This window comes from Burkholderia latens (assembly GCF_902499045.1).
Taxonomy (GTDB): domain Bacteria; phylum Pseudomonadota; class Gammaproteobacteria; order Burkholderiales; family Burkholderiaceae; genus Burkholderia; species Burkholderia latens.
Window position 1 is genome coordinate 1 of record NZ_CABVPL010000035.1, and the last position, 14853, is coordinate 14853.

The 14853-nt window shown below is 70.5% G+C and carries 15 protein-coding genes; 6 read left to right on the top strand and 9 right to left on the bottom strand.

From position 1 onward, the window contains the following. Both BSE24067_RS21545 and BSE24067_RS21550 read right to left on the bottom strand, forming a co-directional pair. Positions 1-1760 (bottom strand): amidohydrolase (locus BSE24067_RS21545; protein ID WP_174904849.1); only part of this gene is annotated, 1760 nt, incomplete at its 3' end. Between the two features lie 129 nt (positions 1761-1889). Further along, the gene (locus tag BSE24067_RS21550) at positions 1890-5015 is read right to left on the bottom strand and encodes an ATP-binding protein (protein ID WP_174904850.1); all 3126 of its coding nucleotides are present in this window, start codon (positions 5013-5015) and stop codon (positions 1890-1892) included. Between the two features lie 98 nt (positions 5016-5113). Between BSE24067_RS21550 and BSE24067_RS21555 the strand changes: the two genes are divergently transcribed. Together BSE24067_RS21555 and BSE24067_RS21560 are read left to right on the top strand one after the other, a co-directional pair. Then, positions 5114-5359, top strand: coding sequence for a hypothetical protein (locus BSE24067_RS21555; RefSeq protein ID WP_170297537.1), 246 nt, complete (start codon positions 5114-5116; stop codon positions 5357-5359). A gap of 72 nt (positions 5360-5431) precedes the next feature. Then, positions 5432-6352, top strand: coding sequence for a helix-turn-helix domain-containing protein (locus tag BSE24067_RS21560; protein WP_151067140.1), 921 nt, complete (start codon positions 5432-5434; stop codon positions 6350-6352). 28 nt (positions 6353-6380) lie between these two features. Here BSE24067_RS21560 and BSE24067_RS21565 read toward each other — a convergent pair whose 3' ends face one another. Then, complete coding sequence (locus BSE24067_RS21565) at positions 6381-7412, bottom strand: MBL fold metallo-hydrolase (RefSeq protein ID WP_151067141.1); 1032 nt, start codon at positions 7410-7412, stop codon at positions 6381-6383. Between the two features lie 218 nt (positions 7413-7630). Between BSE24067_RS21565 and BSE24067_RS21570 the strand changes: the two genes are divergently transcribed. After that, a complete protein-coding gene (locus BSE24067_RS21570; protein WP_151067142.1) occupies positions 7631-8536 on the top strand; it encodes a LysR family transcriptional regulator in 906 nt (301 codons plus the stop codon). Between the two features lie 16 nt (positions 8537-8552). On the opposite strand, the gene BSE24067_RS21575 is transcribed toward BSE24067_RS21570, so the two are convergent. From BSE24067_RS21575 to BSE24067_RS21590, 4 genes are read right to left on the bottom strand one after another with little or no spacing between them, the layout of a single operon-like run. Next, complete coding sequence (locus BSE24067_RS21575; protein ID WP_151067143.1) at positions 8553-9989, bottom strand: alginate export family protein; 1437 nt, start codon at positions 9987-9989, stop codon at positions 8553-8555. Between the two features lie 14 nt (positions 9990-10003). After that, positions 10004-10957 (bottom strand): VOC family protein, encoded by a 954-nt coding sequence (locus BSE24067_RS21580; RefSeq protein WP_151067144.1) that lies wholly within the window; start codon positions 10955-10957, stop codon positions 10004-10006. Positions 10958-11010: 53 nt separating this feature from the next. Then, positions 11011-11748, bottom strand: a complete 738-nt coding sequence (locus BSE24067_RS21585) for a YoaK family protein (RefSeq protein WP_151067145.1) — start codon at positions 11746-11748, stop codon at positions 11011-11013. Further along, entirely contained in the window at positions 11730-11966 is a 237-nt protein-coding gene (locus tag BSE24067_RS21590) for a DUF1427 family protein (protein ID WP_151067146.1), read from the bottom strand. Before BSE24067_RS21590 ends, BSE24067_RS21585 begins: the two co-directional genes overlap by 19 nt. 230 nt (positions 11967-12196) lie before the next feature. Between BSE24067_RS21590 and BSE24067_RS21595 the strand changes: the two genes are divergently transcribed. The 3 genes from BSE24067_RS21595 to BSE24067_RS21605 all read left to right on the top strand — a co-directional run bounded on the left by BSE24067_RS21595 (position 12197) and on the right by BSE24067_RS21605 (position 14338). Further along, a complete protein-coding gene (locus BSE24067_RS21595; RefSeq protein WP_151067147.1) occupies positions 12197-12913 on the top strand; it encodes a TetR/AcrR family transcriptional regulator in 717 nt (238 codons plus the stop codon). Between the two features lie 139 nt (positions 12914-13052). Then, a complete protein-coding gene (locus tag BSE24067_RS21600) occupies positions 13053-13196 on the top strand; it encodes a hypothetical protein (RefSeq protein ID WP_170297538.1) in 144 nt (47 codons plus the stop codon). Continuing rightward, positions 13196-14338: an FAD binding domain-containing protein gene (locus tag BSE24067_RS21605; protein ID WP_151067148.1), complete on the top strand. Its 1143-nt coding sequence runs from the start codon at positions 13196-13198 to the stop codon at positions 14336-14338. The genes BSE24067_RS21600 and BSE24067_RS21605 overlap by 1 nt, the downstream gene beginning before the upstream one ends. Here the strand turns inward: BSE24067_RS21605 and BSE24067_RS21610 are convergent. Continuing rightward, on the bottom strand, positions 14266-14535 hold the full coding sequence (locus BSE24067_RS21610) for a hypothetical protein (RefSeq protein ID WP_151067149.1): 270 nt from the start codon (positions 14533-14535) through the stop codon (positions 14266-14268). The genes BSE24067_RS21605 and BSE24067_RS21610 overlap by 73 nt on opposite strands. After that, the gene (locus tag BSE24067_RS21615; protein WP_151067150.1) at positions 14532-14810 is read right to left on the bottom strand and encodes a DUF4148 domain-containing protein; all 279 of its coding nucleotides are present in this window, start codon (positions 14808-14810) and stop codon (positions 14532-14534) included. The genes BSE24067_RS21610 and BSE24067_RS21615 overlap by 4 nt, the downstream gene beginning before the upstream one ends. Positions 14811-14853 lie beyond the last annotated feature (43 nt).

Consider the following 14853-nt stretch of genomic DNA (forward strand, 5'->3'; position numbering starts at 1 on the left):
GCGTCGCTGCCGGAGCCCGTGCATGCGGCAGCGGCTCCGGCCGCGCGCACGCCGCCGCTTTCGGCGACGGGCGACCACGCGGGGCTGACGGGCGGCAGCGGCGGCGGCGCGAGCGGCGAGAATTCCTGCTCGGCATGCACGACCTTGCCGTCGACGACCGTCAGCACCGACGACAGCTGCGGTATCCGCGGCACGTCGATCGTGAAGTAGTCGTCGCTCAGCACCGCGAAGTCCGCATACCGGCCGGGCACGAGCGCGCCCTTGCGGTGTTCGTCCGCGGAAAACCACGCACTGCCCACCGTGTAGCGGCGCAGCGCCTCCATCCGGCCGAGCCGGTTGCCCGGCGGATAAAGCGCGGTGCCGCCCACGCTGCGGCCCGACACCATCCAGTACAGCGCGACGAACGGGTTGTAGCTGCCGGCGCCCGTCGCGCCGGAGCCCGCGCCGACCGGCAGCCCGGCCGCGAGCATCGCGCGGATCGGCGGCGCGCGCGTGGCCGCTGCGGCGCCGTGGCGCGCGATGAACGCCTCGCCCTGGAACGCCATGCGCGGCTGCACGGTGATGCCGCCGCCGAGCGCGGCGACGCGCGCGATGTTCGCATCCGAAATCGTCTCGCACCGGTCGAAGCACCAGCGCAGCCCGTCGAACGGTATCTCGCGGTTCACCGCCTCGAACACGTTCAGGAAGCGGCCGATCGATTCGTCGTACGTCGCATGCAGCCGGAACGGCCAGCGATGACGCACCAGCAGGCGCACGACGGCCGTCAATCCGGCTTCGATCGACGCGCTCAGCGCTGCGCGCGGCTCCATGAAATTGCCGAGATCGACCGCCGAGAACAGCAGCCGCTCGCCCGCGCCGTTCGCGCGCAGGAACGCGTCGCCGTCGCCGGGCGCCGTCAGCGCGATCCACTGCGCGAAATCGTCGAGTTCGCGGCCGGCGTGCCGCGCGCCGAGGTGGTACGCGATGCGCAGCGTCAGCTCGCCGCGCTGCGCGAGCGCCATGACGGCCGCGTAGTCGTCCGGATACGCGAGGCCGTCGCCGCCGGCGTCGATCGCGCTCGTCACGCCGACACGGTTCAGCGCACGCATGAAGTGCCGCGTCGAGTTGATCCGGTCGGCCGCATCGAGCGCCGGCGCGTACGCCAGCGCCGCTGAAAGCACAGCCGGATCCGGACGCGCGAGCAACAGGCCGGTCGGCCGCCCGTGACGGTCGCGCCGCAGTTCGCCGCCTGGCGGATCCGGTGTGTCGCGGCCGTAGCCGAGCGCGCGCAGCGCGGCCGCATTCAGCCACGCGCTGTCGGACAGATGCTGGACGAACACCGGCGTATCGGGCGCGATCGCGTTCAGCTCGGCGGCGGTCGGGCCGCGCTTTTCCGCGAACTGCAACGCGGTCCAGCCGCCCGCCACGCGCGCCCACTGCGGCGCGGGCGTCCGCCGCACCTGCCGGCCCAGCAGGTCGAGCGCGTCGGCGAGCGTCGGCACGCCGTCCCAGCGCAGCTCGAGGTTGAAGTTCATTGCGCCGCGTATCGCCTGCAGGTGCGCGTCGATCAGGCCCGGAATCACGGTGCGGCCGTGCAGGTCGATGCAGACCGTGGCGTCATGCGCATGGCGCAGCACGTCGCGATCGTCGCCGGTCGCGACGATGCGCCCGTCCTTCACGGCGAGCGCGCTGACGAACGAGCGCTGGTCGTCCTGGGTCGCGATCTTGCCATTGAAGACGACGAGGTCCGCCGAGCGCGCGGGTTGCGTCGCGCTAAGCACCGTCGGCCCTCCCGTGCGCAACCGCGCGAATGCGCCGCATCGGCAAACACACGAACGTGGCCGCGCCGCCCGCATCGGCGCGCATGCCGCGATTGCGCAGCCGCGCTGCTGCAACGGATTCGCGCATCGTCAGGCCGCCTGCTGCGCCGCATCGGCGGCGTCGTGCCGCGCGCGAGTCCGGCACGGCGCGGTGGGCGCGTCCTGGCGGACGAAGCTCTGCACGCGCAGCAGCCGGCGCACGTCGTGCGCGCGCGAGCCCGGATCGAAGTGTCGCGCGACGCCGGCCACCAGCGTCGACGCGTGCGCGGTGCGCCCGCGCTCGATCAGGTGATCGGCAAGATCCAGCGCGCTGCGCAGCGCCCACATCGCCGCCCCCTGCGCGTTGGCGGTCTGGATCGCCATCTGCAGATGACGATGTCCGTCGGCCTCGTACGCGACCGCGCAATCGGCGGACGCGGTACGCGCCTGTTCGAGCATCACGATACCTCTCACGCGCAACAGTTCGGGGACGAACAGATGCTCGCCGTGCGCGCGGCAGCGCGCGAGCGTCGCATCGAGCCGCGCGCGCGCCTCGGCCGCGCGGCCGGTGCGCACGAGGCCCTCCGCATACGCGACGTTCAGCGGCGCGAGCAGCCGCCGGAAGCCGCTCGCCTCGACGCGCCGCAGCGCGGGTTCGAGCCGTGCGACGCCCGCGCCGGGATGGCCGGCCTGGATGTCGAACTGGCCGGTCAGGCATTCGGCATGACTGCGCCAGATGTCGAAGCCGTGCGCTTCGGCGGTCGCGCGCAGCGTCGCGAGATAGTCGGTCGTGACGTCGTGGTCGCCGTAGCGCAGCGCGATCGGCACGGCGGCCGCGCCCAGCACGACGCACAGCGCGAGCGCCGACGGGCCGCGGCGCGCGCAGTCGACCGCATGCGCGGCGATGCGCATCGCCTCGTCCGGATCGCCCTGCATCCAGACGAGCCGCGTGAGCATCGTGCGCGCGAGCGTCGTCATGTCGACGCCGAGCGCGGCCTGCGCGCACGGCGGTTCGCCTGCATCCGCGAGTTCGGCCGTCGCGGCTTCCAGCCGCTCGCGCGCCTGCGCATGCTCGCCGAAGTAATGCAGCGACGTCGCGACCATCGCGTTCGCGAGCAGCCGCTGCGATCGGTCGCCGCGCCGCTCGGCCGCGCGCTCGAAACGCGTTGCGTAGCGCAACGATTCGTGGATGTCGGACAGCGTCAGCATCGCGTGCCACAGCCCGACCAGCGCACGCGCGTCGAATGCGTCGTCGCCGATGTGCGTCGCCAGACCGAGCGTGCGGTCCCACATCGCGGCGGCAGCGAGCGCGTCGCCGTCGGTATGCAGCAGCGCCGACGCGCACGCCGCGCGCAGCCGCATCTCGCGCGCGGCATCGACCGGATCGGCGGTGCTCGTGTCGAGCCGGTCGAGCACCCGGCGCGCCCGCGCCGCGCATTCGCGCATCCGCGCGGGCTCCAGCAGCGCGCGGGCGAGCAGGTCGGGTTCGGGCACGCCGGCGGGCGCGGCCGAGTCCGCCGGTTCGGCCGCGGCCTGGCCGGGGGCGTCGTACGGCCGCATGTTGTCCGGCTGCAAGTCGTTCGGTTGCGCGCCGGGCTGTTGCGAATCGGCCTGTTGCGCATCCGCATGTTGCATATCGGCCAGTTGCGAATCGACCGGCGGCATATCGGTCAGCTGCATATCAACCGGTTGCGCATCGGCCGGCGGCATATCGTCAGGCTGCGCATCCGCCAGCGGCGCAACGGCCGACGCCTGTGCCGCCGCGCCGTCAGCCGCTGCCCCACGCGACTGCGCTTGTCCGCGCGCGTACTGCGCGTGCCGCGCGGCGATGCGCTCGAATTCGCCTTCGTTATGCAGCTTTTCCAGCGCGTACGCGCGCGTCGATTCGGTCAGCCGGTAACGCGCATACGCGCCGTGGAACTCGACGGTCACGAGCGACTTCGCGACGAGTTCGCCGAGCACCGCGATCATGTCGGCGGCCGACGTGTCGGGCTCGGTCGCAACCGCGCGCGCGGCATCGAACGTGAACGGACCGATGAAGCACCCCATCCGCCGGAACAGCGCGCGCGCGGCCGGATCCAGCAGCACGTAGCTCCAGTCGAACGTCGCGCGCAGTGTCTGATGACGCGGCAATGCCGAGCGCAGCCCGCCCGTCAGCAGATTGAGCCGGTCGTCGAGGCGAGACGCGACGATCGCGAGCCCGAGCGTCGCCACGCGCGCCGCCGCGAGTTCGATCGCGAGCGGCAGTCCGTCGAGCCGCCGGCAGATGTCCGCGACGAGCCGCACGCCCGCGTCGTCGACCGGACAAGCGGGCGCGGCCGCGCGCACGCGCTCCAGGAACAGCTCGACGGCGGAACAGCGGACGATTTCGTCGGCGGACGCATCGCCGTCCGGCACCGCGAGGGGACTCATGCGCAGCACCGCTTCGGCCGAGATATGCAGCGGCTCGCGGCTCGTCACGAGCACGCGCAGCGGCGCGGCGCACGACGTGAGCGTTTCGACGAGGGTCGCGACCAGATCGACGATGTGCTCGGCATTGTCGAGCACCAGCAGGCAGCGCGACGCGGCGAACGCTGCGCCGATGCGCTCGATGGCCGGCACGCCGTGCGTGTCGAGACCGAGTTCGGACGCGAGCGCGATCAGCACGTCGTCGCGCGTCGATGCGCGGGCCAGTTCGACGAACAGCACGTGTTCGCGCGAACGGCTGCGCACGACGTGCGCGACGTGCACGGCGAGGCTCGTCTTGCCGATGCCGCCGGCGCCGACCAACGTCACGACCGGCGTGCGTTCCAGCATGTCGACGATCTGTGCGATTTCGGCGTCGCGACCGACGAGCGGCGCCGGCGGCGGCGACGCCGCCGGCGCGGGCGACACGACGGCGGCGGCCGGGCGGGCCTCCGCGCGCGCTTCCGCGAGTTCGGCCGCGGGCACCGGCACGGGCATCGAAGACGCGCTCGCGACCAGCAGGTAGCCGCGGCCGGGCACCGTCTTGATCAGATCGCGGCTCGTGCCGAGCGCCTTGCGCAGCGTCGCGACGTGCACCTGCAGGCGATTTTCCTCGACGATCAGGCCCGGCCAGACCGCGTCCATGATGTCGTCTTTCGACACGACCGAACCGCTCGCGCGGTGCAGGACTTCGAGGATGTCGAGCGCGCGTGCGCCGATGCGCAGCGACGCGCCGTGACGGCGAATGTCGCGCTGCTCGAAATCGACCGACAAAGTTCCGATCTGGATCATGGCCGCCTCCGGGTACCTCGGGATGAACGCCCGGCGAACGCGGCAGTTCGGCAGGCGGGAAGTTCAAGCCCGGCGCGCTGTCGCGCCGGACGCAAAAAATGGCGAAATTCGGCTCGAGTGTAGACGGCCGCTCCGCGAAAATCTTGAAGGAAAATGCGCTGACCCGCGCATCCGCGGCGCGCGCGATCGAGTCGTTCACCCGCGCGCAAGAATCGGGGCGCTATACTGCGCCGAGCCGCGCGCGTACGCGCAGCGCGGGGCCGCGGCGAGCTATTCACTGGCCGCCGCACGCAAGCATTGAAAGCAATATGTCAGGAAAGAAAGCGGACGTTTATGCAAATTGATTTTGAACGTCCGCGCATCGATTTAAACTGGACTCGTGATGTCGCTCTTCGAGTCCCTCGCCCGGAAATTCCATGTCTGACTCCGTCATCGCAGCGACTGCGAAACCGCCCGCGCCGCTGCCGAAAGACACGCTCGGCTGTGTGTCGAGCCTGCTGTCGAAGGATGTCGAAACGGCGTCCGGCGGCCTGAAACTCCACCGCAAATGCATGCGCGACGCGCATGTCGAGCGCATCGACATGCCCGCGTGCGACCGCGGCTTTCTCGTCGGCGTGTCGCTGAACGGCGGCCACCGCCGCACGCTGTATGGGCGCGCAGGCGCGACCGAGCGCCGGTTCCAGCATCACTCGATCTACATTCGCGACTTTTCCCGCCAATTCCGCGCCGATCTCTACGGCAACTTCGACTTCGTGCTCGTCGAACTGCCGCACGCGTATCTGGAACGCGTCGGCCCGGAGCACGGCGGCAATCCGGTCGGCGGCCTCACGTGCCGGGCGGACATGCGCGATCCGGTGCTGGGCCATCTTGCGCACGCGGTCGCGGACAGCCTCGACGCGCCGGGGCCGCTGAACACGCTGTTCATCGAGCAGGTCGGCCTCGCGATCGGCACGCACCTCGTGCGCCGCTACGGCAACGCGCGCACGCGCGAACTGGAAAGCAAAGGCGTGCTGTCGCCGGCGAAGGTGGCGCTCGCGAAGGAACTGCTGATGGAAAAGGCGGACCTCGGCGTGTCGATCGAGGAAGTGGCGAACGAATGCGAGCTGTCGCGCGGCTACTTCATCCGCGCGTTTTCGCGCACCACCGGCCGCACGCCGCACCAGTGGCTGCTCGAACAGCGGGTGATGCGCGCACGCGAGTTGATCGAAACGTCCGACATGACGCTCGCCGACATCGCGGTCGTATGCGGTTTCGCCGACCAGAGCCATCTGAACCGCGTATTCGCGCGGATCGTCGGCCATCCGCCCGGCGCGTGGCGGCGCGCACGCGCGCGTTGACCGTCGGCACGGCGCGCTACGCCGTGCGTCACGGCACCGCCGTCGCATCGTAGTTGACCGGCACCCAGTCGTACCGCGCACCATCGCGGCGCAGGTGGCCGAGGCCCGGAAACGCGATATGCGCGGCACCGACGAGATAGCGCCGCGCCGCGACACGCGCGAGCGTATCCCGCCGCGTGCGGCGTGCAGCGGCGGCATCGCTGTCGTACTGGACCGTCGCGTTCACGTCGCGCAACTGGATCGCCGCCACGTGCACGATGTCGCCCCACGCGAGCATCCCCGCGTTCCCGCTTTCGATCAGATACGCGGTATGGCCCGGCGTATGGCCGGGCATCGGCACCGCGCGAATGCCCGGCGCGAGCGTCGCTTCGCCGCGAAACGTCTTGAAGCGGCCTGCCGCGGCATAGGGTGCGACCGCCGCGGCGGCCGCATCGAAAAACGATGCGAGGAACGCAGGCGCGCGCGCCTTGTTCGCGGGATCGAGCCAGTAATCGGCTTCCACCGCGTTCGCCCGCACGATCGCATTCGGAAACGTCATCGCGCCATTCGACGCGATGCCGCCGACATGGTCCTTGTGCAGATGCGTGAGCAGTACTTCGTCGATCTGCGCGGGTGCGTAACCGGCCGCTCGCAGGCTGTCCAGCAGCTTGCCGCAGCAGTCGCCGTACAGCGTGCCGGCACCCGCGTCGACAAGCACCCGCTTCGAGCCGGTATCGACCAGGAACGCGTTGATCGAACCTTGCACCGGCGGTTCCAGGAACGCGCGATCGAGGTCGCGCCGGATCTCCTTCTTCGAGATGTCGCGGAACACCGTATCGATTGGAAACGGATGCGTGCCGTCGGACAGCGCGATCACCGTGAAGGCGCCGATCCTCTGCCGGTAGAAACCAGGGGGCTGCTGCCCCACGACGGGCGCCGGCGCGGATCGTGCATCCGCGTGGGCGCCGGCGGACGGATCAGCCTGCGCGAACGCGGCGGACGCGAGCAGGCTGGCGCATCCGGCCGCAACGAACAAACGGGCTGCACGCGCGACGATGGCGTGCCGTGACAGGTTCTTCATGATTTCTCCAGGACGACCCATGCGCGCGCACGGCCCCGAATCCGGCCGCGCGCGCGACACGCGATGTCGCGCAGCTTATCGGCCGCGGTGGCGAAAATCCTTGAGCCGCACCTGAATTGTCCTGAACGTCCGGCATGCGAGCGCGACCGCCGCGCCGCCCGCCGCTAGAATGCGAACCGCATGCAACGCGACGTTGCGACACGCACAAGGGCGACTCCATGGACAAATTCTCGGCACTGCGCGCATTCGTCGAAGTAGCGGAAGCCGGCGGCTTCTCCAGCGCGGGGCGGCGCCTCGATCTCGCCGCGTCGTCGGTGGTGCGCGCGGTGGACGCGCTCGAGGCATCGCTCGGCACCGTGCTGCTGAACCGCACGACGCGGCAGGTCACGCTGTCGGATGCGGGCGCCGTCTACTACGCGCGTGCGAAACGCGTGCTCGAGGAACTCGCCGACGCCGATGCGCTCGTCGCCGATCGCGGCGACGAGCCGTCGGGGCCGCTGCGCGTGTCGGTGCCGGTCGCATTCGGGTTGCGCCGCATCGCGCCGCACGTCGCCGCGTTCGTCGCGCGCCATCCGAAGCTCGACGTCGACCTGCAACTGACCGACGAGCGCGTCGACCTCGTGAGCGCGCGGATCGACGTCGCGATCCGGCTCGGCGACGCGGCCCCGACCGCCGACGTCGTCGCGCGGCCGCTCGGCACGTTCCGCCGCTACGTGGTCGCGAGCCGCGCGTATCTCGACACGCACGGCACGCCGGCGACGCCGGGCGAGCTGGTCGATCACGCGTGCCTGCGCTTTCACTTCGGCGTCGACCAGCAGACGTGGACGTTCGCCGACGCGCAACGGACGACGCAGGTGATCGTCGCCGGACGGCTGAAATCGAATCACAGCGAGGTGTTGCGCGCGGCCGCGCTCGACGGCGCCGGCATCGCGCTGCTGCCCGACTGGCTGGTCGGCGCGGATATCGAAGCCGGCCGCCTGCAGCGGCTGTTCGAGCAGTACGACGTGACGCCGGGCTCCGCGCGCGCGGTGATCACCGCGCTGTACCTGCCGAACCAGCGCGGCTCGAAGCGCGTGACCGCGTTCGTGGACTTCGTCGAATCGCTCGCGCGCGCGCAGCGCTGAACTGAAACGCGCCGCGTCACCAGCTGAATTTCGCTTCCATTCCGACGTAATCGGCATTGCGCGCGCCCAGCGCGCGAATCGACGAGCCGAGCTGGAAGTGCACGGCCTCGAGCGCGAGCGCGACGTTCGCGTTCACGAGCCAGTCGACCCGCGCCTGCGCGTACACGCCGGTCCACGCGCCGCCCTTGCCGGCCGTGCCGGGCACCGCCGACATTCCCTGCCCGTAGATCGCGTCGGCCGTCGTCTGCCGCCACTGGAAGCCGACCGCGGTGAGCAGCGTCACCGAGCTGGCCGGCTTGAACGTCAGTGACGGCTTTACATGGATCAGGTTGCTGTAACCCGTATAGCCGGCGAGCGTGAAGTAATAGCCGTTCGGAAACATCGGGTTGAACGTGCCGACGCGCCGGTCGCCCGGATGCGCGTCGCCCGACGCGCCGTCGATCTGGATGCCGATGCGCGGCGTGCCGGCCGTCTTCGCGAACGTGTAGCCGCCCAGCGCGCCGAACGCCCATGCGCCGATCGTGTCCTGCCCGACGTGCCCCGTCTGCACCATCGCCTCGACGTCCCAGTCGAGCCGGTCGGCCTTGCCCGCGTAGCGCACGTCGAACACGTCGCGCCGCTCGGTGCCCGATGCATCCGGATAGCGCGCGTTGTCGCGAGTGTAGCGCGACCAGTAGCCGGACAGGTCGCCCGGCCCCGTGCCGTTGCGCTCCACGCGCACGCCGTCGAAGCGCAGATGCCGGTTCGACACGTCGTCGAACGCGGCCGCATTGCGGTACTGCACTGGGCGCGTCACGTAGCCGATGAAGCGCCATTTGCCGATTTCGTAATCGGCCCACAGCGCATCGAACGCCTGCCGAACGTTCGGGCCGTCGCGCACCGACACGAAGCGCTGCAGGTCGAACGCCATCTCCTGCCGGCCGATCCGCGTCTTGAAGGTGCCGGCTCCCAGCTGATCGACATACGCGACGAACGCCTGCTCGAGGTCGAGCTGATCCTTGTCGACCGCGCCGACCGTGTCCTTGCCGAACGGCCGCGCATCGACGAACTGCACGAACGCCTGCAGATGGCCGCGATAGCGCAGGTCCGCATGCACGTTCGCGCGCTGGATCACGTAGTTGTCGTCGTGCGCGGCGCCGAGGCCGAACAGCGGCGCGTCGTTGAGCTCGAAGCGCTCGCGCAGGTTCGCGCCGAGCGACAGGTAGGTCGACGGATCGCCGCCGAGCGGCACGTACTTCAGCGCGTCGAACGGCTTGCGCGGCACGCATGGATTCGCGAGCGCCGACCAGTCCTCCTGCCAGCGGTTGAACAGCACCGTCGGACGTTTCGCGATGCACGTCGCGGCGGCGGCCGGCGACGCTCCGGCATCGGCGCCGGCGGCCGCCGCCGCATGCGATGCGGCACCGCCCGCGAGCACGACGCACGACAGCGCGCCGCGCCACGTGCGCTTCATCGGCCGGCGCACCGTCATTTCGACCGTGCGTGGATCTCGGCGACGTAGCCGCCCGGGAACTGCACGAGCGCCGCGTCGCGGCCGTCCGAGGCGAACGGCGGCACGAGCACGGTCACGCCGGCCGCTTCGGCCTGCTTCAGCGTCGCGCCGAGGTCGGCCACTTCGTAGCCGGTCATCTCGCGGCCGAACGGGTACGGCAGATGCCCGTCCGTCGCGAGCACGGTCATCTTGCCGAAGCCCGATTCGATCCGGATCCGGCGGTACGTGTCGTTCGGCCGGCCGATCTCGATGCCCGGCGCATGACGCACGTCGGACACGATCTTCCCGTGCGAGAACGCGACGAAGTTGCGCGCGAGCTTGCTCGCGCTTTCCGGCGACACGTACACGCGGTTCTCCGGCACCGTCTGCAGCGGGTCGTAATTCGGCGCTTGGGTGTGCCAGTACAGTTGCATGTTCACGCCGCCCGGCCAGCGGACGATCGCGTCGCGGCCGATCGGATCGGGGAACGTCGCGACGACCACGTCGGCGCCGTGCGCGCGTGCCGACTTCACCGCGACGTCCATGTCGGTCACGAGATAGCCGGTGCGTTCCGCGCAGAACGGATACGGAATCGGCGTCTTGAAGCCGAACACCGAGATCGTGCCGACCGGCGTCAGCACGAGCTGCGACATCGTCTGGCTCGGCGTCGGCGTGACCTGGAACACGCCCTGCTTCGACTTCTTGCCGCCGAACGTCGCGACGAAGCTGTCGGTGAAGCGGTCGAAGTCTTCCGGTGCGACACACACGTGCGTCGTGTCGTATTGCGGGCCGACCGCGACCGCGGGGAAACGCGCGGCGGCCGTTTGCCGGGCCATATCGTCCAGGTGCGTTTCGTCGGCACGGGACGGCGCGGCCGCGAACAGCACGGCGAGCACGGCCGCCGATGCGGCCGTCGTGCGCAGCACGCTGCGCAGCTTCGGTGAAGTCATGGATTCTCCTTGAGGGTGGCGCACGCAGCCGATGCCGCGTGCGGAATCGGCGTTCAGCGCGATGCGGACGGCTCGCCGGTCCGGCCGGATCGCCAGGCGAGAAAAGCGAGCACCGCGACCGGCAGCGCGAGCGCCCAGAACGCGGCGTACAGGTAGGCGCTCGCGCCGGCGCCCGCGCCGAGCGCGAAACCGGCAATCGGCGGCAGCATGCGGCGCAGCCGCGCGCGGGCGGCTTCGCGCTCGGCCGGCGCGGCAATCGGCACGAGCCAGTCGAACGCGTCGATGACCGCCTGCGTGACGTTGCCGGTCATCACGGTGTTCGCGACGACCGCGCGCGCGGTCAGCCGGCCGTGCGCGTTCTGCACGCCCATCGCGGCGGCGCCGAGCAGCCCGCAGACGATCGTCGCGGGCGCATCGGCGTTGCCGATCGGCGATGCCGCGACGCCCGCGAGCATGAAGCCGGCCAGCAGAATCGTCTGCAGCGCGTACAGCGCGCGCGCCCGCGGGCCATGCCCGCGCACGCGCATCCGGTGGTCCAGCATCCGGGCGGCAACGATTCCCGCGATGAACGCCGGAAACGCGAGCCACTTGATCAGCAGTCCCTGGCCGGCGCCGGCGAGGCCCGAACCGATCAGGATGAAGTTGCCGGTCACGTGCGCGGTAAAGAGCCCGAACAGCGCGACGAACCCGAGCGTGTCGACATAGCCCGCGATCGATGCGAGAAACACGTCCTCGCCGCGCAAGCGATCGGGGGCCGCCGTGCCCGCCGCCGTTACTTGCGCGGGCTGCATGTCGTGGCTTCCGCGGTTTTGTCGGCGGCGTCCGCGTCGCGGACCTGCGCGGCGGGCGGGCGCAGCTGCGCCTGCACGAGCGGAATCGCATGCTCGCCGACGACGATGCCGAGCAGGCCCGCGAGCGCGATCAGCGGCGGCGCGGGCGATTGCACGCGCACGAGGTAATACAGGAGGCCGACCGCGATGCCGGCTCCCAGCGAGATCAGATAAGGCATGGTCCGTTCCGGTTGCGCCGCAGGCCGGGCCGGCCGAAGGGCTTCGGCCTCGTTCAGCGGTTCGGAGCAAGACTAGGGAATGCCCGCCTGAAAGTCATGGCGGCGAACTGAATTTTTCTGAACGTGCCGGGTCGGCGACGCGCGAAGCGGCGCGTGGCGGCTGCGCGCGGCCGCGCCTTGCTATTTTTCGATCGATAAGTGCAGAATGAGCGGCATTCAGGAGCCGATGCATGACCGAAACCAAGCGCAACGCAGCGTCCCGCACGCGCGGGACGACCGCCGGCGAGCCGGCCGGCACGCCGGGCCGCCGCCTCACACCGGAAGCGCGCGAGCGCCAGATCGTCGAAAAGGCGGTCGAGCACTTCGCGACCCACGGGTTTTCCGGCAGCACGCGCGAGCTCGCGCGGCAGATCGGCGTCACGCAGCCGCTGCTCTACCGGTATTTTCCGAGCAAGGAAGCGCTGATCGACCGCGTGTACGACGAGGTCTACACGTGGAATCCCGACTGGGAAAAACTGATCGCCGACCGTTCGGTGCCGCTGCAACAGCGGCTCGTCGCGTTCTACCGGTCGTATGCGCAGACGATCCTGCGGCGCGAATGGATCCGCACGTTCATCTTCGCGGGCTTGAGCCGCGAAGGCTTCAACACGCGCTATCTGTCGCGGCTGCGCGAACGCGTGTTCCTGCCGGTGCTGCGTGAGCTCCGGCACGAGTACGACATCGCGACGCCGGCGTCGGAAGCGCAGCGCAACGCGGAAATCGAACTGGTGTGGAGCCTGCACGCGAGCATCTTCTATCTCGGCGTGCGCAAGTGGGTGTACGGGCTGCCGGTGCCCGACGATCTCGACGCCGAAATCGAACGGCAGATCGATGCGTTCCTGAACGGCACGCCGGCTGCGCTGCAGCGCGTCGCGGCCGACGCGCCTGCGAAACGCCGCCGCGGGTGAGCCGCCGCGCGTGCAGCGCACGTGCGCTCATGCGGCTTCAGAACGATTCAACCGCTGCGTGCGTCGCTTGCCCTATGCTCGGCACATCATCGAACGGTTGCCACGCCGCGCACCGTCCGCATCGAACCGGGATCCGCTCATGACGACCGACACGCGCGCCCTCACCCATCACGCCGTCAAGGCGAACCGCATCCGCCGGCACGTCGCCGTGCCGCCGCACGGCTTCCGCGACACCCGTTTCGCGCGGCGTCACCGGATTGCGCATCGCCGGGGGAACGTGTGATGGAACACGAATCGGGCCGCAAGGCCATCATCGTCGGCGGCTCCGTCGGCGGGCTGTTCGCGGCGAACGCGCTGCGCGCGGCCGGCTGGCGCGTCAGCGTATTCGAGCAATCGCCGCACGCGCTCGACAGCCGCGGTGGCGGCATCGTGCTGCAGCCGCCGATCGAGCGCGCATTCGCGTTCGGCGGCGTACTGCTGCCGCGCGACGCCGGCGTCGATTCGGTCGATCGCATCTACGTCGATACGCAGGACCGGATCGTGCAACGCTTCGCGATGCCGCAAACGCAGACGGGATGGAACGTGATCTACACGGCGCTCAAGCGCGCGCTGCCTGCCGGACTCGTGCACGCGGGCGACGCGTTCGAGCGGCTCGAACAGGACGGCGAGCAGGTCGTCGCGCACTTCGCGAGCGGCCGCGCCGAGACGGCCGATCTGCTGATCGGCGCGGACGGCAGCCGTTCGACCGTGCGCGCGCAGTTGCTGCCTGGCCTGCGGCCGACGTACGCGGGCTATGTCGGATGGCGCGGGCTCGTGGACGAACGCGCGTTGCCCGAACAGGTGCTGTATCTGCTGCGCGATCGCTTCACGTTCCAGCAAGGCGACCGGCACCTGTTCCTGACCTATCTGGTGCCCGGCGCGGATGGTGCGGTCGAACCCGGTAAGCGGCGCGTGAACTGGGTCTGGTACCGGCGCCTCGCGGCCGACCGGTTGCCGTCGCTGTTCCTCGCGCGCGACGGCACGCAACGCGACGGATCGCTGCCGCCCGGCGCGATGCGCGACGATCATCGCGCGGAACTCGTGAATGCCGGCGACCGGATGCTCGCGCCGACGCTCGCCGCGCTCGTCGACGCGACACCCGCACCGTTCGCGCAGGCGATCCTCGATCTGGCGGCCGCCCGCATGGCGTTCGGCCGCGCCGTGCTGCTCGGCGACGCCGCCTGCATCGTGCGTCCGCACACGGCGGCGGGCGTCGCGAAGGCGGCCGACAACGCGGTCGGCCTCGCCGAAGCGTTGCGCGACGTCGCGCGCGGCACTGCGTTCGACGCGGCGCTGGCGGGCTGGGATGCCCGTCAGCGGGCGGCCGGCGCGTTGTTGTCCGCGCGCGGGATCGCGCTCGGCGCGCGATTGATGGGCGCTGCGTGAGCGTGAGCGGAGCCGGTGCCGGCCACCGCGCGGTTCGAATCGAAGCCGGGATTCAGCGCGTGCAGCACGCTCGCGCGCCCGCCGTCGTCATCGGGCAGCAGCGGCTGCCCGCGCGCGAACGCCGGGGCCGCGGCCGCCGCCAGCCACGCGGCGACCGCCAGCGCCGCGACGCATGTCGATACGCCGGCCGCCTTCATTGCGCGCTCGCCGTCGACACGGCAGCCGACGTCGCTGCCATTGCCGTGTGCCGGTCGCCATGTGCGATCGCATACAGCTCCTGATTGCGCGCGATCATCTGCGCGCTCGGCGGATAGTCCCAGTTCGACGTCGGCAGCGTGCCGTCGCGTTGCGCCTGAACCAGTTGGGCGATCACGTCGGCGCGCGTGAGCTCATGGCCGGTGGTTTGCGCGAATGCGACGATCGGTGCGCTCAGCGCACAGGAAAGCAGGACTGCACGAATCAGGTTGTTCATGACCTTCACCTCTCAAGATGGCGTGTTCGCGTCCGCAGATCCT